We start from the raw sequence: 21,372 nt of genomic DNA, 5'->3' as shown, positions 1-21,372 counted from the left end.
TCCCACACGCCTGCAGCCTGCCAATCGCGTAGCCGTCGCCAACACGTCACGCCCGAGCCGCATCCCATCTCGGCGGGCAGGTCGCGCCAGCGAAGTCCGGTCTTGAGAACGAACAAGATACCGGTCAGCGCGGCGCGATTCGAAACAGGCAGGCGGCCCGGATTCTTCTCGCGCCGCGGCTTGGCTGGCGGCAGTAACGGCTCGATCAGTGTCCACAATTCATCGTCGATGATCGGCTTGCCCATCTCCTCGGCCTCGGTTGTTCCGATGCCTGAGGTTAACAGCTCGCCGCACAAGTTAACAGCCCCAAACAGCCTTTTTGAAACCGTCTCTAAGTTCGCATTGCAATTGCGCGCACTGCTAGATAAGCAAGGAAGCAAACGATATGGCCGGCAAGCGCCAACACTATGTCCCCCGGTTTTTGCAACGAGGTTTTTTGAATGACCCACTTGACGAAGCTCAGCGCACATGGCTGCATCGACGTGGCGCAAAAGAGCGTCTAGTCGGAATTCGCGATGTTGGCGTCGGCGAATATTTCTACTCGAAGCTCAGCACCGACGGCACGGCAACTTTGGATGATCTGATTACGGAGGTCGAAGGCGATCTTGACCGCGAGCTTTCCATCCTAAAAGGCGCTCAGCTTGGAGAACGCATCGACCCATGTGTCGCAGCGCGCCTGACAGCGCACCTTATGATGAGAACCGCACACGTGCGATCAGTTTTTGAGCTCGGTGCGACACTGATCATTGACTCAGCCAGGTCTCTGTATGGCGACCCGAGCTCTGCGCGAAGCCAATTAGGTGTGGACGGAGTCGGAACGGCCTTCGAGAAAGAAATGGAGAGTGCCCTGGAAGCACGCTCTACGGCGGCACTGCCCGTCCCGCGCCCGCTCGTGCGCAGAATGACCTCCTTCTTGGCTCGCGAGCGCTTCGATGCGCTTCATGAGGAACTTGCCTCGACGATCACGCATGTGCTGAATGAAATCACTAGGAAGCTCTCTTCGTCGATTCGGGAAGCTCACAACAAAGCATTAGAAAGCGCTCGGCAAAGTCACTGGGAAGAAGAGCTAGCGCAGCTGTCGTGGCAAACACAAGCCGTCTCCGGTGCGATTCTGCCCGACTGTATCGCGCTAGTGCGCGTGAGAGGCCAAGAGTTCGCCCCACTATTATTGCGCGAGCAGGATCAGGTTGAGCTTGTTGTCCTCCCCATTGCGCATGATCGATTGCTGATCGGTTCCAGTAGCATCGAAGCGACCATTGACGTGGCGTCTCTTAATGCAGCAAGTGCTGCTTGCAGCAGCAGCTTTTTTATCTCGGCCAACGCCGCCGACGGCATCGGGCTTTCTGATTCGATTGGACAGAGGTCCGCGCAGGTGATCGACAACAGCGTCAGAGACGTGCTGTCGACCTTGCGGCAGCCGGTCGGCAACGATATGAACCGACCACATGTCGAGCCGACTGTTACTGAATTGGAAACGCTGCCGTCGTTCTCTTTCTCACTTACATGCTCCGGCTTTGCCGACAACGAATTGGCGGAGAGGCTAGGAAAAATCGTCGCTACCATAGTGCGAGAGGCAGGCCGCGATCTGCCCATCTCAATCCTAGACGGCATCACCTTTGCGGCTGACTATCCCGCAGCCCTCAAGGGTCTCGATAGAGGCGACCCCGCCTTTGGTATCGCTCAAACCCAGCCCCGCGAGTATGGGCGACCCGTCGCCCAGGCGGTCGACGTCATTCGCGAAGGGAAAGCAAAATGTCATATCGTTATAGATGCTGACATCGCAATCGGATTGCTCTCAGAAGATGTGGATTGCAGAGCCCAATCGACGCACATGATCCTCAGCATGTTGGCGAACTTATCGCACGCCATGCGTTATGAGACCGGCCTTAACGAGCATCGACCTGTAACAGCCGACGCGATTAATACAATGCTCCACCCGTGTGTTTCCGGTGCTCCTAGCGGTTACTACTGCGCGAGGGAGAGCGCCTTCTCGGATCCGAGCGCCGGGCAACGATACTCAGATTTGGTCAAAGATAGTTTGGCAGGGGCGCAAGAAGCGATTCTGAAGGCAAGGTTGGCCTATCGAACCCACAATGATCTGGACACGTTGCTTGGCGTTGCTTTGCCGCGCATCTCGTTTGTATTGAGGCACGTCGCCGAATGGCTGGGCCATCGAGACGGCCTGCCCCCACAAGACACATTCCCGGGCTCGAAACTACCGGCGGAATTGAAGGCGCATGGCCTGGATCTATGGTTGGAACTGTTTGGTCGAGACCTTCGGAATCTATATGATGCGGAGGGTCAATTCACGGCAGGCAACATCTTCGCGCTCGACAGACATGTAGAACGCCTTCTTTGGACGGTCAACATTTGCCCGTGGCCAATGGAAGATGGTCGCGTCTATGTCAGCGTGCCCGGCAACGACGAGGCACTATTGATGGAAAATCCGTCGAGGAATGCATGACGGCCGGGGCAGCGCTCCCCGGATTCACGTGTAGCCTTCGATCAAGTTTCGTGTCGCGCTGCTGACTTCCGTAAGCAGCGAATTAGACTGACGCACGTATCCGCATGATGGTCTGACGACTTGTACTGTACCGTTTCGCGAGTCCCGCAACACTCGCTCCTTGGTCCAGCTCGCGGCGAACCTCGGCCCGCTGTTGCATCGTCAGCGCAGACGGACGACCCAGTGCTTTCCCTTCCGCCTTTGCTCGCGCGATACCGGCTTGCGTCCGCTCGATCAATAGGTCTCGCTCAAACTCAGCAACGGCGTTCAACACCTGCATCGTCATTCGGCCAGCCGTACTAGTTAGATCGACTCCGCCAAGCGCAAGACAATGAATCCTGATGCCACGATTTGCCAGCATATCAACGGTTGCACGCACATCCATCGCGTTTCGGCCAAGACGGTCAAGCTTCGTCACAATGAGCACATCGCCCTCTTCCATCCTCAGGAGCAGCTCTGCGAATCCAGGTCGCTGGTCCGCACTTACGCTACCAGAGATGCTTTCTGTCACGACGCGACGTTTGTCGACCGCAAAGCCGGCCGCTTCTATCTCACGCAGCTGGTTCGCTGCGGTCTGATCCGTTGTGCTGACGCGTGCGTATGCGAAGGTCCTGGACATGCTGGGCTCCATATATGTCCGAAAAGCATGTCCGAATTATAAGGTATGTACGAAACAAAAAAAGCTTACTTTCGTACACACCTACAGCACCATGTCCGTAAGGGATCGGTTTTGGACAGGCGCATTGGATTGGAGGCCGATTTCGGCGGCGGGAAACCATGCTACTGTGCGACCATATAAAAAATGAATACACACGCGCATGGACCCGCAGAAGCAGAAGGAGGAGTTCAACTACGCCTACGTATGCGCGCTCGCCGCGCATGCAGGACTGAACCGTACCTCGTCATCCGTTGACGACGACAGCATTGATGTTGCTTTCAGGAGTAAGGGGTACCACGGGCACCTCGTTCGCAGCCCTCAAATCGAGTTTCAGCTCAAGTGCACCTCGCAAGATTTTGTCGATGGTGAAGTGATCAAGTTCCCACTTCCCCGCAAGAACTACGACGACCTCCGGGGCTCTGACTTCGCCTCCCCGCGCTATCTCGCGGTGCTGCTTGTACCTGAAGATGTTGAGCACTGGATCGGCCACAACGACGAACACATAGAGCTTCACAAAAACTGCTACTGGCTTTCGCTGCGCGACTACGAGCCGACCGACAACATGTACACGGTGACGGTCTCGATTCCGTTGAATCAACGGCTAACGACCGAGACCCTAAAGGCTATGATGGATCGCGCTAGCGAGGGGGAGTGGCTATGACTAGCTCCGATCGCCGCCTAGACCGTGAGGTGTCCTCCTACCAGCTAAGGGCATACCTAGAACACAAGCAGTGGTTCGAAGACGGGAAGATTCGCAACGTCGCAACGACCTGGCACCGGCAGGACAATGAAGACGCCGAGGTGGTCCTGCCGTTCTCGTACGTCAAGGACTACCGTCAGCGGATTCGGGACGCTCTCGCGTCGATCGCGTCCTTTGAAGGACGCGCAGTCCATGAGGTCCTGAACGAAGTCAAACGGCTGTTCGCGAATGTCATCACTATTCGTGTGGTGCATGACGACACGAACGACGGAACGATCCCCATCAACGACGGCGTTCTCCTGATCGCAAAGGCTAAGGATCTTTTGTCTGCGGCAGCGCGGTCGCTTTACGCGAAGCGGAAGCAATTCACCCGAGGTGCTCCAAAGGAGGCGAAGGAATACCTTGAGACGCTGTTGCTAGGGCAGACCGAGATTGGTAGTTACGTCGTCAATGTTATCGCTCCAGTGCAGATGGTTGGCGATGGGTCAAATAACGTGACCACGATCCCGCTCGCGCAAGCAATCACTTCGAACCTAGTCGCCGGCCTGAGTGCTCTAGAGAAGGCGACTGCGACCTACGAAGAGAAGGGCGACCTCGGCGCTTTTGACGAGGCTGTTCTCGCTGGTGCAAGTTCTAACATGTGCGATGCGTTGCTAGGCTTCAGCGGTGAAAAGCACAACCGGAACTTCGAGATCACAGTGACGGCAGCTCCAAGCCCACTCTTCGAGACCGAGCCAGCAAAGTTTATGTTCAATGGCAGGTACGTTGAGGCGTTGGAAAAGGCGACGGGCTACTACAAGGGCGATTACATCCTTCCCGAGCGCAGGCTGACTGGCTACATCACGAAGCTGAGCAGGCCGAAGGACGAAACGTCAGGCACGATCACCATCGACTCAACCGTTGGTGACGTCGAGCGCAAGGTGCAAGTCGAGCTGATGGGCGATGACTATCATCAGGCAGTCGTGGCGCACGACAACTCGAAGATGGTTCGGGTTGAAGGTGACGTGCACATCAAGAGCAAGTCCGCCCAATTGTTGAACCCGAAGAACTTTGGGGTTATCGAGATCGAGGACCTCCTATAGGCGAGCGCCGGCAAGCGTTCATCGACGTAGCCTCAGCCCGCGCCTAATTCTCTGCGCCGGAGTGTCCGCTTGTTTACCGCAAGCCGCCAGACGACTGCGAGGCTCAACCATCTGAGCTCAGCCTGAAAGCAGTTCCTCGTGCAAATGCACCGGCCGACCGCTCATGGCCGCCAGCGTCGGCCAACGAAACCTTCTTCATTGGAGGTCATCGGAATGAACACTATGTCGCGGACGAGCGAATATGACCGAGAGCAATACGAACTACCTCGCACGGAATACTGGAGAACAACAGAAATTGGAGGCAGCTAGCCAGTTTGCGTGCTTGCTTTTTGCTGCTGATCATCCAAACCTTGCGCACGGCAATTACGCGTCGCCATGCGAGCAGCAACTGCTAGACGCGTTGGCAAAAAACAATAGTGCTGTTACGTATCCAATCCGCATTCTCCGAGGAGACCTTCTTCCACACTCCCTTGCTAGTCGCGTAGTCGCGGTCGACATTCCCGTCCGGGATGCCACGAAGAGGTCATACACTCATTCTCAAACTAAACAAGTCAATATCCGTTCGCTTGCGACGGTTATAGGTGATCTATGCGATTCGCTTAAGGACGGCCCGACAACAGCCAACTTGGTCGAACTGGCCGACCTCCTCGGACGCGCAAATATCTTTTGCCTCACACTCAATCCGTTGAGCGCCGGGGACATCAATTTCCTTGACCGCCATCTCCGTCAGTTCCCGCCATATCTTGGTGCTGTAGCGCTCGACCCCGGAAATCCTTTACACATCGAACTGTTCTCAGAAAAGTTGCTCGATTGTGTTTGGATCGAAAATGGATTAATACACGTATCCCGATGGGACACCGACGAAGGTGTGTATGAGTTTGGCCTGAAGCCGGAACTACAATTTAGAGTAATCGAAGTACCGTGGTATGAGTTTCAGAAGACCGCACCGCCGCGCCCACGACTGATTACGCCGACGAGGAGGGGCGCGATTTCTGCTCAGCGTCTACACGCGGCAACTGCGCCATCACATTTTGAACAAGTGGCTGCTCATCTAACGATGCAGACCCTACGAAGCTCACCGACGTTACCCATTGAGCTAAAGATTGTATTGCCTGCGGAAGATCAAATGTTAATTCCCGTGGCAAAGCTCATCGACTATGCGTTGAATGATCAGCACGACACGGGAAAGCACAAGGCCAAGTTGTTTTCGGAAGTCATGGCCATCGGAAAGGATGAATGGCGTTTTTTGGCGTACCAAATTAGGAATGAGCTTGATCATTCGCGACTTGAAAGAATTGAGGCGACCCAGTACGGCATTCAATACCGGGCACAGATGGAAGTCGTGGGCCTTAATGGTCGCATAGTGACCCTTGAAACGCGTTGGATCATTAGACAAGATGAGCCCGCGCAGCTTTCAACCGTCTTTGTGGCCGACAAAGCGAAACAACGGGGCGGCGTTGTAGAGCCCCCACCATGGGTTCCAGTTGCGGTTAAAGGTGAAGAGCGCTGGAACGCGATCGTTCATCTGGCGCTGAAGGCCGGAGAATTTGCCGCTGACCAGTGTGTGCCGATGCCAATGAAGATTGAAGGTTACCCAGTGATTATGGAGGGGGCCTGCGGAAGTGCGTACGTTTGCTTAGATGGGCGGCTTGCGTTCTCCCGGTGGCTTCGTGCGAACAACTACGCTGCGAACGCATATCCAAGTGGTATCGCTATAAGAGCTCGAATCGATAGCCAGTCGGTTGACCGCGCAAAAGCCTATTGCGAAGCATTTGCTCGCGTCCTTTGGCTGAACGGAATTGACGGCGCGAAAGTGGAGGTATACCTCAGCTGACGGTAGGGTTGTTATGGGCGCTGCACAGCCCTCGTTAGCCTGAGTCGGAAAGCCGTCATTCGCAGAAATTTGGCGCGAAACTAGTCGGTCCACTTTTGTCCGAACAGTGACACCATGTATTGCGGTCTTGGATAATCCGAGACGAATCTTTTATGGGGGCGGACCTTTCGATATAATTGCGATACTTGTTGGCACCTAATCGAACACGGCTCTAGGAATCTGTGGGCGATGCAAGGAAAAAAGGCGGGGAATGCTCAATCGTTGAGCATATTTCGTCGAGCTGACGAGAGGGTGCCGGGGGTGTGCTACCAACACATCCCACCGGCGATTTTTGGCTTGGCTGCCTGTTCCATAATTGGAGGAACGACAAGAGCCACCGCGCCTAGGAAACGCATAGCTCTTGTTAGGACGAATGATACCGCGCGCGGCGCGCCGTGCAAAGTAACTTTGCAGGATTACTTTGTGCCTCTTCCTCAACTTCATTGCGCCCGTACTTTGATAGTACGGCGCGGTTTATTGCCGCCGCTTTCCTCCTTCTTGCGGAACAGGCCATTTCTGAACAGAAAATGGCTCTTAAGATTCTTCGACTTATTGGTGTGCTGGATTGCGTCGGCGTCAAGAAAACAACGCTGTATCGCTGGATTCGCGAAGGCAAGTTTCCAGCGCCGGTCCAGTTAGGGGCCAGGAGCGTCGGCTGGCGCGCGACAGACGTCCAGCAATGGCTCGAATCCCGTCAGTCCACGCGGGGCAGGCATGAGCGCGCATGCCCCGCTGAGAGGTTTGGTTTTCATTGTTCGCCGGGGGTACGGCATACCCCCAAATCCGGGAAGTCATACCCCGAATCTTACCCCCAAATTTCCGGGATGCCCCGGTTCCACTCGGCACTTCCAGAAACAAAAAACCCGCGTCAGCGCTAGGCTGGACGCGGGTTTTGGGACTTCCGGGTACTACTTGAAACTAGTGTTTGGTGCCGGCTGCAGGACTCGAACCCGCCACCTGATGATTACAAATCAACTGCTCTACCAGATGAGCTAAGCCGGCGTAAGCGCGAGATTCTACCTCATTTCACGATCTTGAGGCGAGGTCTGGAGCCGCCTTTCGAGCCGTCGCCGTCGGTTTTCGGCGGTTCGTCGGCACCTTCGGAGGGTTCCTCGTTCGCGCCTCGCTCCGCAACCGGCGTCAGTGCGGCAGGCGACTCGTCGCGCTGCACGTCATCCGCCTGCGCGGCTTCTTCGTCGAACGTGCCCGAATCCTCACCTTCGCCCGCGACCGCATCGACCTGGAACGCCATCCCCTGCCCGTTCTCGCGCGCATAGATCGCGAGCACGTTGGCAACCGGAATCTCGATCTTGTGCGCCTTCCCGGAGAACCGGGCGGTGAACTCGATCCACTCGTTGCCCATCTGCAACTGGCTCGTCGCCTCGAAGCTGATGTTGAGCACGATCTCGCCGTCACGCACGAACTGACGCGGCACGCGCGTCGAGTTGTCGACCCTCACCGCGATATGCGGCGTGTAACCGTTATCGGTGCACCACTCGTACAACGCGCGCAGCAGATAAGGCTTCGTTGAAATCTCTTGCATCACAATCCTCGAACCCGGAGCGGGCGCGCGGCACGCCGCGCCGCCCTCTCCGTCTTGCCTTCATTGCATCATCAACGACGCATGACCTTTTCGGACGGCGTCAGTGCTTCGATATAGGCCGGACGGCTGAAGATCCGTTCGGCGTACTTCATCAGCGGCGCAGCGTTCTTCGACAGCTCGATGCCGTAGTGATCCAGACGCCACAGCAGCGGCGCGATCGCGACGTCGAGCATCGAGAACTCCTCGCCGAGCATGTACTTGTTCTTCACGAAGATCGGCGCGAGCTGCGTCAGGCGATCGCGGATCGCGAGGCGTGCCTTCTCGTGATTCTTCTCCGCTGCCTTGCCCTTCTCGTTCTCGAGCGTGCTGACGTGAACGAACAGTTCCTTCTCGAAGTTGAGCAGGAACAGGCGCGCGCGTGCGCGCTGCACGGGGTCGGCCGGCATCAGTTGCGGATGCGGGAAGCGCTCGTCGATGTACTCGTTGATGATGTTCGATTCGTACAGGATCAGGTCACGCTCGACCAGGATCGGCACCTGACCATACGGGTTCATCACCGAAATGTCTTCCGGCTTGTTGAACAGGTCGACGTCACGGATTTCGAAGTCCATGCCCTTCTCGAACAGCACCAGCCGGCAACGCTGGGAGAACGGGCAAGTTGTGCCGGAATACAGAACCATCATATTTGCGTTTCCTCAAAAAAGCCGAGGGCCGGCACGCGGCGAAACCCCTTTCACGGGTTCCGCGTTGCGCCGGCCCCACGCCGGTCAGGCGTGTTTACTTGATGTCTTTCCAGTACGCGGCATTGAGCCGCCAGGCCAGGAAAGTCAGGACACCGAGAAAGACCAGCACCCACACGCCGAGGCGCTTGCGGGTATGCTGGGCCGGCTCGGACATCCATGTCATATAGGCCACCAGGTCGGCAACCGCAGCATCATAGTCCGGTGACGACAACGTCCCCGGCGTGACCTGCTGGAAGCCGACGAGCGTGTGGACCTTCTCGCCCGTCTCCTCGTCCGTCTTGTCTTCGAATTTGGCGATGCGCTGCCCCTGCAGCTGCCACAACACATGGGGCATGCCGACGTTCTCGAACACCGCGTTGTTCCAGCCGGACGGCCGCGTATCGTCGCGGTAGAAACTCCGCAGATACGTGTACAGCCAATCGCGGCCGCGCGCGCGCTCCTCGACCGACAGGTCGGGCGGCGAGGTGCCGAGCCAATTCTTCGCGTCTTCGGGCCGCATCGCGACGGACATCGTGTTTCCGACCTTGTCGGTCGTGAACAGGAGATTCGTTTCGATCTCCTTCTGGGATATGCCCAGATCCGTCAGACGGTTGTAGCGCATCAGGTTCGCGCTGTGGCAGTTCAGGCAATAGTTTACAAACAATTGCGCGCCGTGCTGAAGCGAAACGAGATTTTCCGTGTTATCGGGCGCCCGGTCGAGCGGAAAATTACCTTCCGCCCGCACGGCCGGCGCCACCAGCAGCGCACACGCGGTCGCCCCGATCAGCGCGAGTGTCGAAAGCAGTTTCTTCATGTCGTTCTCTCCTCGCTCACGTTAATGGGGCTTGAAGCGCACCCGCTCCGGCGGCTTCTTGAACGTGCCAAGCGGCGTCCAGACGGGCATGCCGAGGAAGAACGCGAAGTAGATCAGCGCGCAGGCCTGCGCGATCAGCGTCGCAGCCGGCGATGGCGGCCGCGTGCCGAGGAACGCGAGGGTCAGGAACGCCGCGACGAAGATCCCGAGGAACACCTTGTGAAACAGCGGCCGGTAGCGGATCGACTTCACCGGGCTGCGGTCGAGCCACGGCAGGAAGAACAGCGTGATCACCGCCGAGCCCATCACGACGACGCCCCAGAACTTCGACTCCGTCAGGTACATGAACACGACGATCGCCGCGGCCAGCACGGGCAGCCCGACCTTCCACTTGCCGCGTGCGCGGATCAGCGCAAGCACGCCGAGCACCGCGATCGCGATCATCAGCACGATCTTGAACGGGTCGGTGGTCGCGCGCAGCATCGCGTAGAACGCGGTGAAGTACCAGACCGGCGCGATCTCGGGCGGCGTCTGCAGCGGGTTCGCCGGGACGAAGTTGTTCGCCTCGAGGAAGTAGCCGCCCATCTCCGGCGAGAAGAACACGATCAGCGCGAAGACCATCAGGAACACGCACACGCCGAGGAAATCGTGCACCGAGTAGTACGGATGGAACGGGATGCCGTCGAGCGGAATGCCGTTCTCGTCCTTCTTCGCCTTGATCTCGATGCCGTCCGGATTATTCGACCCCACTTCGTGCAGCGCGACGAGGTGCGCGATCACGAGGCCGACCAGCACCAGCGGAATCGCGATCACGTGGAACGCGAAGAAGCGGTTCAGCGTGACGTCGGACACGACGTAGTCGCCGCGAATCCACAGCGACAGGTCCGGGCCGACGAACGGGATCGCCGAGAACAGGTTCACGATCACCTGCGCACCCCAGAACGACATCTGGCCCCACGGCAGCAGATAGCCGAAGAACGCCTCGGCCATCAGGCACAGGAAGATCGCGCAGCCGAAGATCCACACGAGCTCGCGCGGCTTGCGATACGACCCGTACAGCAGCCCGCGGAACATGTGCAGGTAGACGACCACGAAGAACATCGATGCACCGGTCGAGTGCATGTAGCGGATCAGCCAGCCCCACGGCACCTCGCGCATGATGTACTCGACCGACGCGAACGCGAGCGTCGAGTCGGGCTTGTAGTTCATCGTCAGGAAGATGCCCGTGACGATCTGGTTGACGAGCACGAGCAGCGCGAGGGAACCAAAGAAGTACCAGAAGTTGAAGTTCTTCGGCGCGTAGTACTCGGAAACGTGCTTCTTCCACGTGGACGTGAGCGGGAAGCGCTGGTCGATCCAGCCGGTGAGACCTGTCGTGGAGACTTCCTTGTTGTCGGCGGCCATCACGCTTCTCCTTTCTCGTCCTTGCCGATCACGAGGGTCGTCGCCGACGTGAACATGTAGGGCGGGATGTCGAGATTCTGAGGCGCCGGCTTGTTCTTGAACACACGGCCGGCGAGGTCGTAGGTCGAACCGTGGCACGGGCACAGGAAACCGCCCGGCCAGTCGTCCGGCAGGTTCGGCTGCGGCCCCGGCGTGAAGCGTTGGCTAGGCGTGCAGCCGAGGTGCGTACATACGGCCATCACGACGAGAATGTTCTTGCGATCGGTCCGCGCGCGATATTCGTTCGCGCAATACGCGGGCAACGGCATCGAATACGGGGACTTCGTGGTCGGATCGGCCACTTCCTTGTCGGCCTTGACCACGTCGGCCAGCATCGAATCGGTGCGATTCAGGATCCAGACGGGCTTGCCGCGCCACGGCACGGTGACCATCTCGCCGGGCTTCAGGCTGCTGATGTCGACCTCGACCGGTGCACCGGCCGCTTTCGCTTTCGCGGACGGCGCAAGCGACGCCGCGAAAGGTATGACGGTGGCTACGCCTCCTACGCCACCTGCTACGGATGTCGCAATCAGCCAGGTACGGCGGCCGCTGTCGACGCGTTTCTCTTCCTTGTCTCGCATCACACGCCCCACTTCTGAGTTGGATTTTCCGTCACGACTTTCCATTCCGCCGCTAGTTTGCTCGAATGGAGTCGTCATTTACAAGGCCCGAAGATGAAAATCCCTTCGAAGTGATTGATAGTTAAGGGTTATCCCCCACTATCGGAGCGATTAAATCATTTCTCTTTTAAGCGCCTGCTACATTTCGGAATTTCGATGCGCTGCCGCAAATCCGGCGTTCAGACCGGATTATGAATATCGATAAAAAGGTGTTCGAGATCGAATTCTTCCGACAAGTGGGTCCCAAGCGCCTGGATTCCGTAGCGTTCGGTCGCATGGTGCCCTGCCGCAACGAACGCGACACCGCTCTCGGCGGCCGTGTGCGTCACGTATTCGGACACCTCGCCCGTCAGGTATACGTCCGCGCCGGCGTCGATCGCCGCGTCGAAATAGCTCTGCGCGGCGCCCGTGCACCACGCGATGCGGCGCAATTGCATGTCCGGATCGCCGAGCACGAGCGGCGTGCGGCCGAGCGTGCGCTCGACCTTCGCGACGAAGTGCTCGAGCGTGACGGGCATCGGCAGCGTCGCCATCCAGCCGAGGTCGCCGTCGCCGAAACGCTGCTCGCCGATCAGCCCGAGCTTCTCGCCGAGCTGCGCGTTGTTGCCGAACCGGGGGTGCGCGTCGAGCGGCAGGTGGAACGCGAACAGGTTCAGGTCGTTCGCGAGCAGCAGCTTCAGGCGCTGATACTTGCGGCCCGTGATCTGCGGCGCCTCGTTGCGCCAGAAATAGCCGTGATGAACGAGCACGGCATCCGCCCCCCATTCGAGCGCGGCTTCGAGGAACGCGAGCGACGCCGTCACGCCGGTGGCGATCTTCTCGATCTTGCGGCGCCCCTCGACCTGGAGGCCGTTCGGGCAATAGTCCTTGAAGCGCGCGGTTTCAAGGGTATTGTTCAAGTACAATTCAAGTTCGATCCGATCCATATAAACCTCTAATCCATTCAGATGCTTAGACGCTTCTGGCTGTTCTTCGCGCAGGCGGTTACCGTGCTGCTCGCGCTGATGTTCATCGTCGTGACGCTCAAGCCGCAATGGCTGCAACGGCAAGGACAGCTCGGCAAGCAGCTCGCGACGCCGATCGTTGCGCTGCGGGAAGTCGCGCCGGGCATCGGCGGTGCACCGGCGACCACGTCGTACGCCGACGCCGCGCAGAAGGCGATGCCGGCCGTCGTCAACGTATTCTCCAGCAAGGACGGCTCGCTGCCGCCCGACCCGCGCGCGAAAGATCCGCTGTTCCGCTACTTCTTCGGCGACCGCAACGCCCGCAAGCAGCAGGACGAACCGGCAGCCAACCTTGGCTCGGGCGTTATCGTGAGCCCTGAAGGTTACATTCTAACGAACCAGCACGTCGTGGACGGCGCGGACCAGATCGAGGTCGCGCTCGCCGACGGGCGCACGGCCACCGCGAAGGTGATCGGCAGCGATCCCGAGACCGACCTCGCCGTGCTGAAGATCAACATGACGAACCTGCCGACGATCACGCTCGGCCGCTCCGACCAGTCGCGGGTCGGCGACGTCGTGCTCGCGATCGGCAACCCGTTCGGGGTCGGCCAGACGGTTACGATGGGGATCATCAGCGCGCTCGGCCGCAACCACCTCGGCATCAACACGTTCGAGAACTTCATCCAGACCGACGCGCCGATCAACCCCGGCAACTCGGGCGGCGCGCTGGTCGACGTGAACGGCAACCTGCTCGGCATCAACACGGCGATCTACTCGCGCTCGGGCGGCTCGCTCGGCATCGGCTTCGCGATTCCGGTATCGACCGCGCGCACCGTGCTCGAAAGCATCATCACGACGGGTTCGGTCACGCGCGGCTGGATCGGCGTCGAGCCGCAGGACGTCACGCCGGAGATCGCCGAGTCGTTCGGGCTCCAGCAGAAATCGGGCGCGATCGTTGCGGGCGTGCTGCAGGGCGGCCCGGCCGACAAGGCCGGCATCAAGCCGGGCGACATCCTGGTCACGGTCAACGGCGAGGAAATCACCGATACGACGAAGCTGCTGAACGTCGTCGCGCAGATCAAGCCGGGCACGCCGACCAAGGTGCACGTCGTGCGCAAGGGCAAGGAGTTCGACGTGAACGTCGTGATCGGCAAGCGCCCGCCGCCGCCGAAGCAGACGCTCGACGAACAGGACAGCGATACCGAATGACGTTCACGGTTGGCGTGCCGACCGTGAACGGAAACGCAAAAGGGCAGCCGATGGCTGCCCTTTTGCTTTGCGTCGAAGACCGTGTTGCCGCGGATGTGACCTCAACGCCCACTTTGCTTTGCTCCCCAACGCCACCGGGCCGCACAGGCATGGCCGAAAGAAGGCCACCCGCCGCGCGCCGCCCGGCGCACCGTCGTCAACTCGCGGCTTCGCCGTTCTCCGCCTCACCCTCTTCGGCCGGCTTCTTCGGTACGAAGAACCGCGCGGCCAGGATCCCGGCCTCGTACAGCACGATCAGCGGCAGCGCGAGCATCAGCTGCGAGAACACGTCCGGCGGCGTGACGACCGCGGCGACGACGAACGCGCCGACGATCACGTACGGCCGGATCTCCTTCAGCTTCTTCACCGTCAGCACGCCCATCCGGACGAGCAGCACGACGACGATCGGCACCTCGAACGTGACCCCGAACGCGACGAACATCCCGAGCACGAAGCTCAGGTAGTTGTCGATGTCGGTCGTCATCTCGGCGCCGAGCGGCGCGTTGTAATGCGCCATCACGCGGAAGATCGTCGGGAACACGAAGAAGTACGCGAACGCCATCCCGCACAGGAACAGGAAGTAGCTGCTGCCGACGAGCGGCACGACGAGCTTCTTCTCGTGCTGGTACAGCCCCGGCGCGACGAATGCCCAGATCTGGTACAGCACGACCGGCAGCGCGATCACGAGCGCGACGAGCATCGTGACCTTCATCGGCACGAAGAACGAGCCCGTGACGTCCGTGACGATCATCTTGCCGTCCTTCGGCAGGTTCTGCATCAACGGCCGCGCGAGCAGCTTGAAGATGTCGGGCGCCCAGTAGACGAGCCCGAGGAACACGACGATCACGGCCAGCCCCGCGCGAATGATGCGATCGCGAAGCTCGACGAGATGGGAAATGAAGGTTTCTTCCGGGGCGTCGCCCGGGTTCTGCTGGGGGTCGCTCACACCGGCCCTCGGTAGGATTGACGAGCGAGCATGCGCTCGACTCAGAAGAAGCGCGTCGGCCGGCGCAGGCTGGCCGGCTGGTGGCGCGCGACACGCGCGGCGCCCGACTGCACGTGCGTGCGGCGAGTAATCGCGCGCTTGTACCAGACAGGCGTCGCCGCCTGCTTGACACGCCAGTTGCGGCGCTTCGGCGCGAGCGCGGCCGTACTGCCGCGCCACGACGGCGCCGCCGGCGTGTCGGAACCGTACGACCCGGCATCGCCCGAAGCTTCGTTAAGGCCCCCGACTGCGGAATGCCACGTGTCGTTCAGTTCCTTCTCGTGCTCGCGCAGGTTGTCGTGAATCGTCGTCTCGACATTGCGCGCGGCCGACTCGAAATCAGTCTTCATCGTCCGCAGCGCGTCGAGTTCGATTTCGCGCGAGACCTCGGCCTTCACGTCGTTGATGTACCGCTGCGCGCGGCCGAACAACGCGCCTGCCGTACGCGCGACGCGCGGCAGGCGCTCGGGGCCGAGCACCACGAGCGCGACGACGCCGATCAGCGCCATCTTCGAAAGACCGAGATCCAGCATCGAGAATGCCTGTCAGCGTGCCGGCGTTACGCCTTGTTCGAATCGGAACGCGTCGTTTCCTTCGCGTTGACGTCGACCGAGCCCGAGCGCGGCAGTTGCTGCGCGTCGGCCGGCGTTTCGCCTTCCTTCATGCCGTCCTTGAAGCCCTTCACCGCGCTGCCGAGATCGTTGCCGATGTTGCGCAGCTTCTTCGTACCGAAAACCAGCGCGACGATCAGCAGCACGATCAGCCAGTGCCAAATGCTCAATCCACCCATGATGAAACCTCTCCTCAACCACGCCGCTGCGCGGCGCAAATCGCCGGCGACGCGCCGGCTTCGACTATCGATGCGGGGAAAACGCCCCGCGCCGTCAACCCATCCGATGCCACGGACGCGGGCCGGCCAGGATATGCGCGTGCAGGTGGTAAACCTCCTGCCCGCCGCCGGGGCCCGTGTTGATCACCGTGCGAAAACCGGTTTCGCCTCCTGTATACGCGACGCCGAGCTGGTCGGCGAGGCGCGCGACGAGCAGCATCAGCCGGCCGAGCATCGGCGCATCGCCGTCGCCCACCGCCGACAGCGTCGGCAGGTGCCGGCGCGGAATCACGAGCACGTGCGTCTCGGCCGCCGGGCGGATGTCGCGGAACGCGACGAATTCGTCGTCCTCATGCACCTTCGTGCTCGGGATCTCGCCTGCCGCGATCTTGCAGAACAGGCAATTCGGATCGTGACTCATGTTGCTCCTGCGAAACGCCCGCCGCGGCCGGTCAGAACCACGCCTGCGGATCGAGCGTCTTGTTGTCGTTCAGGTACAGCCAACCCTTGATGATACGGTACAGCGTCCAGATCCATGTGACAAACATCACTGCGAATCCGACCACCACGAACATCAGCGCGAACCCGATCACGTAGGCGATCAGCGCGCGCCAGAACGTGCGGATCTGCCACTCGAAGTGATCGGCGTACGGCGTGCCGGCCACGTCGCCGCGCTTCACGTAGTTGATGATGATCGCGATGATGCCCGTGACGCCGCCCGTCAGCCAATGAAACGCATAGAGGCCATAGAGCACGTGAGTCAGCGTGCGCAACCCGTTCAGGCGTTCGGCGTCCGCGGCCCCCGGCACCGACGGCGGCGGAAACTGGCTTGGCGTATCGGTCATGATGCTACCCCCGTTAGATGACAATTCTTACAGCTTACCGCACTGTCGCCACCGCGGCGGGCCGATGCGTGTCACCCGCCGTTTTCCTCGCGCTCGCGGCGCTTGCGCAGCGCCTTCTCCTCGATGCCCGACAACCCTTCGCGACGCTCGAGCTCGGCGATCACGTCGGCCGGGCTCAAGTCGAAGTGCGACAGCATCACGAGGCAGTGGAACCACAGGTCGGCCACCTCGCCGACGAGCGCGGTCGGCGCGCCGCCCTGGCGCACGTCCTTCGCGGCCAGCACGACTTCCGTCGCCTCTTCGCCGATTTTCTTCAGCACCGCGTCGTCGCCCTTGTGGAACAGGCGCGATACGTACGATTGATCGGGATCGCCGCCCTTGCGGCTATCGATCACCGCCGCGAGGCGCAGCAGCGTGTCTTCGGTCGATTGCGTCATTTGTAGATGTGTTCGGGATCTTTCAGCACCGGTTCGACCGCGACCCAGTCGCCGTTATCGACGGTGCCCTCGAATTTCTGGAAGAAGCACGAATGCCGGCCGGTGTGGCACGCGATGCCCGACACCTGCTCGACCTTCAGCAGCACGACGTCCTCGTCGCAGTCGAGCCGCACCTCGTGCACGTGCTGCACGTGGCCCGACTCCTCGCCCTTGAACCACAGGCGCTTGCGCGAGCGCGAATAGTAGACCGCGCGCTGCGTCTCGATCGTCTTCGCCAGCGCCTCGCGGTTCATCCAAGCGAACATCAGCACGTCGTTCGTCAATGCTTCCTGCGCGATCACCGGCACGAGGCCGTTGTCGTCCCAGCGGACCTTGTCGAGCCACGCGGGCAGGGATTTCGTTTCCGTATTCATCACAGCCTCACCGGAATGCCCTGGTCGGCCATGAAGCGCTTCGCCTCGCCGACCGTGTGCTCGCCGTAGTGGAAGATGCTCGCGGCCAGCACCGCGTCGGCGCGGCCGTCCTTGATGCCGTCCGCGAGATCCTGCAGCGAGCCGACGCCGCCCGACGCGATCACCGGCACCGGCACCGCGTCCGACACGCCGCGCGTGAGCGCGAGGTCGAAACCCGACTTCGTGCCGTCGCGGTCCATGCTCGTGAGCAGGATCTCGCCCGCGCCGAGCTCGGCCATCTTGCGCGCCCATTCGATCGCGTCGAGGCCCGTGCCCTTGCGGCCGCCGTGCGTGAACACTTCCCAGCGCGGCGTCTCGCCGTCGGCCGACACGCGCTTCGCGTCGATCGCGACGACGATGCACTGCGAGCCGTACTTGTCGGCCGCGTCGCGCACGAGCTGCGGGTTCGCGACCGCCGACGAATTCATGCTGACCTTGTCCGCGCCCGCGTTCAGCAGGCGCCGCACGTCCTCGACGGCGCGCACGCCGCCGCCGACGGTCAGCGGAATGAACACCTGCGACGCAACCGCCTCGATGATCGGCAGGATCAGGTCGCGCTGGTCGGACGTCGCGGTGATGTCGAGGAACGTCAGTTCGTCGGCGCCCTGGTCGTCGTAACGGCGGGCGATTTCGACGGGGTCGCCCGCGTCGCGCAGCTCGACGAAATTGACGCCCTTGACGACACGCCCGGCGGTCACGTCCAGGCAGGGGATGATGCGTTTAGCTAGAGCCATGATGTTGCGCCAAATGCCGCGATGGGACGGCCGGTTACGGAAGCCTCGCGCGAGGCTTCCGGTCGGGGCCGCCCTGCGGGCAGCCCCGGCGAACGGGACAACCGCGCTTACGCGTTGTCGAGCTCGCCGTTCAGTTCGTCCGCGAGTTTTTGCGCGGCCGCGAAATCGAGATCGCCGGAGTAGATCGCACGGCCGCAGATCACGCCTTCGACGCCGTGCTCTTCCACTTCGCACAGATTCTCGATGTCCGTGAGGTTCGACAGGCCGCCGCTCGCGATCACCGGAATGCCGACCGCCTGCGCGAGCTTCACGGTCGCCTCGATGTTGATGCCCTGCAGCATCCCGTCGCGGCCGATGTCCGTGTAGACGATCGATTCGACGCCGTAATCCTCGAACTTCTGCGCGAGATCGATCACTTCGTGGCCCGTCAGCTTGCTCCAGCCGTCGGTCGCGACCTTGCCGTCCTTCGCGTCCAGCCCGACGATGATGTTGCCGGCGAACGCGGTGCACGCATCCTGCAGGAAGCCCGGATCCTTCACGGCCGCCGTGCCGATGATCACGTAGGACAGGCCCGCGTCGAGATACTTCTCGATCGTCTCGAGGCTGCGGATGCCGCCGCCGAGCTGTACGGGGATTTCATCGCCGACTTCGTCGAGGATCGCTTCGATCGCCTCGAGATTCTTCGGCTTGCCGGCGAACGCGCCGTTCAGGTCGACCAGATGCAGCCGCCGGGCGCCGAGATCGACCCACTTGCGGGCCATCGCCGCCGGGTCCTCGGAGAAAATCGTGGCCTGGTCCATATCGCCCTGTTTCAGGCGCACACACTGACCGTCTTTGAGATCGATGGCCGGAATCAGCAACATAGCAATCGGGTATCGTCGTGGAAGAAGAAAAGAATCCGGCGCGTACCGGCCAATCCGGTACCGCGCCGTCTCGCTAGTTTAGTACAACTCTTTCGGCGCATTGGCGCGCGAGCCCCGCAAGACGGGCCTCTCCGGCCCGCCGATTGTGGCACGCACGCGACGTTCACGGTTTCCAGTGTACGAAGTTGCGATACAGACGCAACCCGACCTCCGCGCTTTTCTCGGGGTGAAATTGGGTCGCGAAGAGGTTATCCCGCGCGACCGCGGACGTAAACGGCGCGCCGTAGGCCGTTTCGCCGACCGTATGCGCCGGGTTGTCCGGGCACACGTAATAGCTGTGCACGAAGTAGAAATACGCGTCGTCGGGTACGCCGTCCCACAACGGGTGCGGCTGCGACTGGCGCACGCGGTTCCAGCCCATCTGCGGCACCTTGAAGCGCGAGCCGTCGTCCTGCAACCGGCCGTCGAGCTCGAAACGCACGACCTTGCCCGGCAGCAGGCCGAGGCCCTTCGTGTCGCCTTCCGCGCTCCAGTCGAACAGCATCTGCTCGCCGACGCATACGCCGAGCAGCGGCTTCGTGCGCGACGCCTCGATCACGGCCTCCTGCAGGCCCGATTCGCCGAGGCAGCGCATGCAGTCGGGCATCGCGCCCTGGCCAGGCAGCACGACGCGGTCGGCCGCGCGAATCGCGGCCGGCGTGTCGACGATCGCCACGTCGGCGGCCGGTTCGGCCTTCTTGAGCGCCTGCGCGACCGAGCGCAGGTTGCCCATCCCATAATCCACAATCGCAATCGAAGTTTTCATCTCAGTGCAGGCAGTAGCGCCCTCAGTCCATTGACGATGAATTCCACCGCCAGCGCCGACAGCATCAGACCCATCAGCCGCGTGGCGATGTTGATGCCCGTGCGGCCGATCCAGTTCGCGATCGGCTCGGCGAGCCGCATCGCGACGAAACACAGCAAAGCCAGGACCGCGCCGATCGCGACCAGCCCGGCCCGCTCATACCAGTGACGCGAGTTCGCCGCATAGATGATCACCGTGCTGATCGAGCCAGGGCCCGTGAGCAGCGGAATCGCCAGCGGCACGACCGCGATGTTGTCCTTCAGCTCGGCCTCGTGGCGCTCCTCCGGCGTCGATCGCGTGTTGCCGATCTGCGCGTTCAGCATGTTGATCGCCATCAGCAGCATGATGATCCCGCCGCCCACTTCGAGCGAACCGACCGAAATGCCGAAGAAGTCGATGATCTGCTGCCCGAGCAGCGTCGTCACCGTCATCACGCAGAACACCGACACCGACGCGATCCGGATCGTGCGGCGCCGCTCGATGTCCGTCTGCTGCGCCGTCAGGCTCAGGAAGAACGGCACCGCGCCGATCGGATTGATCAGCGCAAGCAGCGAAATGAACGATTTGAGCAGATCCATCGCAAGCCGGCGCCGCGCGCCGAAGCCGTGAGGTTGTCCTTAGCGTCCGTCCGTTCGGAAGTTCAGAGGCTGCCCTTCGTCGACGGGATCTGCCCCGCCGCACGCTCGTCCAGCTCCACCGCCGCGCGCAGCGCACGGCCGAAAGCCTTGAACACCGTCTCGAGCTGATGGTGCGCGTTGATCCCGCGCAGGTTGTCGATGTGCAGCGTGACGCCCGCGTGGTTTACGAAACCGCGGAAGAACTCGATCGACAGGTCGACGTCGAACGTGCCGATCCGCGCACGCGTGAACGGCACGTGGAATTCGAGGCCCGGCCGGCCCGAGAAGTCGATCACGACGCGCGACAGCGCCTCGTCGAGCGGCACGTACGAATGACCGTAGCGGCGGATGCCCTTGCGGTCGCCGATCGCCTTCGCGACGGCCTGCCCGAGCGTGATGCCGACATCCTCGACCGTGTGGTGGTCGTCGATATGCGTGTCGCCATGCGCTTCGACCTCGAGATCGACCAGACCGTGTCGCGCGATCTGGTCGAGCATATGGTCGAGAAACGGCACGCCGGTGGCCAGCTTCTGCCGGCCGGTGCCGTCGAGATCGAGCTTCACACGGATCTGCGTTTCGCTGGTATTGCGAACGACTTCCGCCACACGCATGGCAA

26 protein-coding genes and 1 tRNA gene are annotated in these 21,372 nt (G+C 61.1%); 6 read left to right on the top strand and 21 right to left on the bottom strand.

Annotated features, from left to right (window positions below; genetic code table 11):
* Positions 1-245 (bottom strand): transposase (locus BT264_RS31845; protein ID WP_143156751.1); only part of this gene is annotated, 245 nt, incomplete at its 3' end.
* A 140-nt stretch (positions 246-385) separates the two neighbouring features.
* Between BT264_RS31845 and BT264_RS31840 the strand changes: the two genes are divergently transcribed.
* Positions 386-2,464: a hypothetical protein gene (locus BT264_RS31840; RefSeq protein ID WP_072443920.1), complete on the top strand. Its 2,079-nt coding sequence runs from the start codon at positions 386-388 to the stop codon at positions 2,462-2,464.
* An 82-nt stretch (positions 2,465-2,546) separates the two neighbouring features.
* Here BT264_RS31840 and BT264_RS31835 read toward each other — a convergent pair whose 3' ends face one another.
* Positions 2,547-3,122, bottom strand: coding sequence for a recombinase family protein (locus BT264_RS31835; RefSeq protein ID WP_072443930.1), 576 nt, complete (start codon positions 3,120-3,122; stop codon positions 2,547-2,549).
* A 199-nt stretch (positions 3,123-3,321) separates the two neighbouring features.
* On the opposite strand from BT264_RS31835, the gene BT264_RS31830 reads away from it, so the two are divergent.
* The 4 genes from BT264_RS31830 (at position 3,322) to BT264_RS40200 (ending at position 7,694) form a co-directional block, all read left to right on the top strand.
* The gene (locus BT264_RS31830) at positions 3,322-3,822 is read left to right on the top strand and encodes a DUF4365 domain-containing protein (protein WP_072443919.1); all 501 of its coding nucleotides are present in this window, start codon (positions 3,322-3,324) and stop codon (positions 3,820-3,822) included.
* The gene (locus BT264_RS31825; protein ID WP_072443917.1) at positions 3,819-4,943 is read left to right on the top strand and encodes a hypothetical protein; all 1,125 of its coding nucleotides are present in this window, start codon (positions 3,819-3,821) and stop codon (positions 4,941-4,943) included. The genes BT264_RS31830 and BT264_RS31825 overlap by 4 nt, the downstream gene beginning before the upstream one ends.
* Positions 4,944-5,184: 241 nt before the next feature.
* Positions 5,185-6,777, top strand: a complete 1,593-nt coding sequence (locus BT264_RS38695) for a DUF6883 domain-containing protein (RefSeq protein WP_143155786.1) — start codon at positions 5,185-5,187, stop codon at positions 6,775-6,777.
* Positions 6,778-7,343: 566 nt separating this feature from the next.
* Positions 7,344-7,694, top strand: coding sequence for a helix-turn-helix transcriptional regulator (locus BT264_RS40200; protein WP_256260745.1), 351 nt, complete (start codon positions 7,344-7,346; stop codon positions 7,692-7,694).
* A gap of 48 nt (positions 7,695-7,742) precedes the next feature.
* Here the strand turns inward: BT264_RS40200 and BT264_RS31805 are convergent.
* The 7 genes from BT264_RS31805 to BT264_RS31775 form a co-directional block, all read right to left on the bottom strand.
* A tRNA-Thr gene (locus tag BT264_RS31805) sits at positions 7,743-7,818 on the bottom strand.
* Positions 7,819-7,837: 19 nt separating this feature from the next.
* Complete coding sequence (locus BT264_RS31800) at positions 7,838-8,359, bottom strand: ClpXP protease specificity-enhancing factor (protein WP_072443913.1); 522 nt, start codon at positions 8,357-8,359, stop codon at positions 7,838-7,840.
* A 71-nt stretch (positions 8,360-8,430) separates the two neighbouring features.
* A complete protein-coding gene (locus tag BT264_RS31795; RefSeq protein ID WP_006400565.1) occupies positions 8,431-9,042 on the bottom strand; it encodes a glutathione S-transferase N-terminal domain-containing protein in 612 nt (203 codons plus the stop codon).
* 94 nt (positions 9,043-9,136) lie between these two features.
* Positions 9,137-9,895, bottom strand: coding sequence for a cytochrome c1 (locus BT264_RS31790; RefSeq protein WP_072443911.1), 759 nt, complete (start codon positions 9,893-9,895; stop codon positions 9,137-9,139).
* A gap of 21 nt (positions 9,896-9,916) precedes the next feature.
* Complete coding sequence (locus tag BT264_RS31785; protein WP_072443909.1) at positions 9,917-11,299, bottom strand: cytochrome b; 1,383 nt, start codon at positions 11,297-11,299, stop codon at positions 9,917-9,919.
* A complete protein-coding gene (petA, locus tag BT264_RS31780) occupies positions 11,299-11,919 on the bottom strand; it encodes a ubiquinol-cytochrome c reductase iron-sulfur subunit (RefSeq protein ID WP_034183663.1) in 621 nt (206 codons plus the stop codon). Before petA ends, BT264_RS31785 begins: the two co-directional genes overlap by 1 nt.
* 218 nt (positions 11,920-12,137) lie before the next feature.
* Positions 12,138-12,884 (bottom strand): Nif3-like dinuclear metal center hexameric protein, encoded by a 747-nt coding sequence (locus tag BT264_RS31775; protein ID WP_072443907.1) that lies wholly within the window; start codon positions 12,882-12,884, stop codon positions 12,138-12,140.
* 21 nt (positions 12,885-12,905) lie between these two features.
* Between BT264_RS31775 and BT264_RS31770 the strand changes: the two genes are divergently transcribed.
* Positions 12,906-14,111 carry a Do family serine endopeptidase gene (locus BT264_RS31770; RefSeq protein WP_072443905.1) on the top strand — a complete coding sequence of 402 codons (1,206 nt, stop codon included), beginning with the start codon at positions 12,906-12,908 and terminating at the stop codon, positions 14,109-14,111.
* Positions 14,112-14,307: 196 nt separating this feature from the next.
* On the opposite strand, the gene tatC is transcribed toward BT264_RS31770, so the two are convergent.
* From tatC to hisB, 12 genes are all read right to left on the bottom strand, one after another.
* Positions 14,308-15,096, bottom strand: a complete 789-nt coding sequence (gene tatC, locus BT264_RS31765) for a twin-arginine translocase subunit TatC (RefSeq protein ID WP_072443903.1) — start codon at positions 15,094-15,096, stop codon at positions 14,308-14,310.
* Positions 15,097-15,137: 41 nt separating this feature from the next.
* A complete protein-coding gene (gene tatB, locus BT264_RS31760; RefSeq protein ID WP_072443901.1) occupies positions 15,138-15,668 on the bottom strand; it encodes a Sec-independent protein translocase protein TatB in 531 nt (176 codons plus the stop codon).
* Between the two features lie 26 nt (positions 15,669-15,694).
* On the bottom strand, positions 15,695-15,925 hold the full coding sequence (gene tatA, locus BT264_RS31755; protein ID WP_034183658.1) for a Sec-independent protein translocase subunit TatA: 231 nt from the start codon (positions 15,923-15,925) through the stop codon (positions 15,695-15,697).
* A 94-nt stretch (positions 15,926-16,019) separates the two neighbouring features.
* Positions 16,020-16,385 carry a histidine triad nucleotide-binding protein gene (locus BT264_RS31750; protein WP_072443899.1) on the bottom strand — a complete coding sequence of 122 codons (366 nt, stop codon included), beginning with the start codon at positions 16,383-16,385 and terminating at the stop codon, positions 16,020-16,022.
* A 31-nt stretch (positions 16,386-16,416) separates the two neighbouring features.
* Positions 16,417-16,809, bottom strand: a complete 393-nt coding sequence (locus tag BT264_RS31745) for a DUF4870 family protein (RefSeq protein WP_072443897.1) — start codon at positions 16,807-16,809, stop codon at positions 16,417-16,419.
* Positions 16,810-16,880: 71 nt separating this feature from the next.
* Positions 16,881-17,246: a phosphoribosyl-ATP diphosphatase gene (locus BT264_RS31740; RefSeq protein WP_006485344.1), complete on the bottom strand. Its 366-nt coding sequence runs from the start codon at positions 17,244-17,246 to the stop codon at positions 16,881-16,883.
* Positions 17,243-17,659, bottom strand: a complete 417-nt coding sequence (gene hisI / locus BT264_RS31735; protein WP_072443895.1) for a phosphoribosyl-AMP cyclohydrolase — start codon at positions 17,657-17,659, stop codon at positions 17,243-17,245. Before hisI ends, BT264_RS31740 begins: the two co-directional genes overlap by 4 nt.
* Positions 17,659-18,432, bottom strand: a complete 774-nt coding sequence (gene hisF, locus BT264_RS31730; protein WP_034183654.1) for an imidazole glycerol phosphate synthase subunit HisF — start codon at positions 18,430-18,432, stop codon at positions 17,659-17,661. The genes hisI and hisF overlap by 1 nt, the downstream gene beginning before the upstream one ends.
* Before the next feature lie 107 nt (positions 18,433-18,539).
* The gene (gene hisA / locus BT264_RS31725; RefSeq protein WP_072443893.1) at positions 18,540-19,295 is read right to left on the bottom strand and encodes a 1-(5-phosphoribosyl)-5-[(5-phosphoribosylamino)methylideneamino]imidazole-4-carboxamide isomerase; all 756 of its coding nucleotides are present in this window, start codon (positions 19,293-19,295) and stop codon (positions 18,540-18,542) included.
* Between the two features lie 163 nt (positions 19,296-19,458).
* Entirely contained in the window at positions 19,459-20,100 is a 642-nt protein-coding gene (gene hisH, locus BT264_RS31720) for an imidazole glycerol phosphate synthase subunit HisH (RefSeq protein ID WP_072443891.1), read from the bottom strand.
* The gene (locus BT264_RS31715; protein WP_072443888.1) at positions 20,097-20,717 is read right to left on the bottom strand and encodes a MarC family protein; all 621 of its coding nucleotides are present in this window, start codon (positions 20,715-20,717) and stop codon (positions 20,097-20,099) included. Before BT264_RS31715 ends, hisH begins: the two co-directional genes overlap by 4 nt.
* A gap of 62 nt (positions 20,718-20,779) precedes the next feature.
* Positions 20,780-21,367 carry an imidazoleglycerol-phosphate dehydratase HisB gene (gene hisB, locus BT264_RS31710; protein WP_011546606.1) on the bottom strand — a complete coding sequence of 196 codons (588 nt, stop codon included), beginning with the start codon at positions 21,365-21,367 and terminating at the stop codon, positions 20,780-20,782.
* Positions 21,368-21,372 lie beyond the last annotated feature (5 nt).

The sequence above is a fragment of the Burkholderia sp. NFPP32 genome (assembly GCF_900119325.1).
GTDB classification, from domain to species: domain Bacteria; phylum Pseudomonadota; class Gammaproteobacteria; order Burkholderiales; family Burkholderiaceae; genus Burkholderia; species Burkholderia pyrrocinia_C.
This window is presented reverse-complemented; position numbering and strand designations above follow the sequence as displayed.

Bases quoted from the DNA above. Each gene is read 5' to 3' on its own strand.
- BT264_RS31840 (WP_072443920.1), top strand. From the start codon at position 386: ATGGCCGGCAAGCGCCAACACTATGTCCCCCGGTTTTTGCAACGAGGT.
- BT264_RS31835 (WP_072443930.1), bottom strand. From the start codon at position 3,122: ATGTCCAGGACCTTCGCATACGCACGCGTCAGCACAACGGATCAGACC.
- BT264_RS31830 (WP_072443919.1), top strand. From the start codon at position 3,322: ATGGACCCGCAGAAGCAGAAGGAGGAGTTCAACTACGCCTACGTATGC.
- BT264_RS31825 (WP_072443917.1), top strand. From the start codon at position 3,819: ATGACTAGCTCCGATCGCCGCCTAGACCGTGAGGTGTCCTCCTACCAG.
- BT264_RS38695 (WP_143155786.1), top strand. From the start codon at position 5,185: ATGACCGAGAGCAATACGAACTACCTCGCACGGAATACTGGAGAACAA.
- BT264_RS40200 (WP_256260745.1), top strand. From the start codon at position 7,344: ATGGCTCTTAAGATTCTTCGACTTATTGGTGTGCTGGATTGCGTCGGC.
- BT264_RS31800 (WP_072443913.1), bottom strand. From the start codon at position 8,359: ATGCAAGAGATTTCAACGAAGCCTTATCTGCTGCGCGCGTTGTACGAG.
- BT264_RS31795 (WP_006400565.1), bottom strand. From the start codon at position 9,042: ATGATGGTTCTGTATTCCGGCACAACTTGCCCGTTCTCCCAGCGTTGC.
- BT264_RS31790 (WP_072443911.1), bottom strand. From the start codon at position 9,895: ATGAAGAAACTGCTTTCGACACTCGCGCTGATCGGGGCGACCGCGTGT.
- BT264_RS31785 (WP_072443909.1), bottom strand. From the start codon at position 11,299: ATGGCCGCCGACAACAAGGAAGTCTCCACGACAGGTCTCACCGGCTGG.
- petA (WP_034183663.1), bottom strand. From the start codon at position 11,919: ATGCGAGACAAGGAAGAGAAACGCGTCGACAGCGGCCGCCGTACCTGG.
- BT264_RS31775 (WP_072443907.1), bottom strand. From the start codon at position 12,884: ATGGATCGGATCGAACTTGAATTGTACTTGAACAATACCCTTGAAACC.
- BT264_RS31770 (WP_072443905.1), top strand. From the start codon at position 12,906: ATGCTTAGACGCTTCTGGCTGTTCTTCGCGCAGGCGGTTACCGTGCTG.
- tatB (WP_072443901.1), bottom strand. From the start codon at position 15,668: ATGCTGGATCTCGGTCTTTCGAAGATGGCGCTGATCGGCGTCGTCGCG.
- tatA (WP_034183658.1), bottom strand. From the start codon at position 15,925: ATGGGTGGATTGAGCATTTGGCACTGGCTGATCGTGCTGCTGATCGTC.
- BT264_RS31750 (WP_072443899.1), bottom strand. From the start codon at position 16,385: ATGAGTCACGATCCGAATTGCCTGTTCTGCAAGATCGCGGCAGGCGAG.
- BT264_RS31745 (WP_072443897.1), bottom strand. From the start codon at position 16,809: ATGACCGATACGCCAAGCCAGTTTCCGCCGCCGTCGGTGCCGGGGGCC.
- BT264_RS31740 (WP_006485344.1), bottom strand. From the start codon at position 17,246: ATGACGCAATCGACCGAAGACACGCTGCTGCGCCTCGCGGCGGTGATC.
- hisI (WP_072443895.1), bottom strand. From the start codon at position 17,659: ATGAATACGGAAACGAAATCCCTGCCCGCGTGGCTCGACAAGGTCCGC.
- hisF (WP_034183654.1), bottom strand. From the start codon at position 18,432: ATGGCTCTAGCTAAACGCATCATCCCCTGCCTGGACGTGACCGCCGGG.
- hisA (WP_072443893.1), bottom strand. From the start codon at position 19,295: ATGTTGCTGATTCCGGCCATCGATCTCAAAGACGGTCAGTGTGTGCGC.
- hisH (WP_072443891.1), bottom strand. From the start codon at position 20,100: ATGAAAACTTCGATTGCGATTGTGGATTATGGGATGGGCAACCTGCGC.
- BT264_RS31715 (WP_072443888.1), bottom strand. From the start codon at position 20,717: ATGGATCTGCTCAAATCGTTCATTTCGCTGCTTGCGCTGATCAATCCG.
- hisB (WP_011546606.1), bottom strand. From the start codon at position 21,367: ATGCGTGTGGCGGAAGTCGTTCGCAATACCAGCGAAACGCAGATCCGT.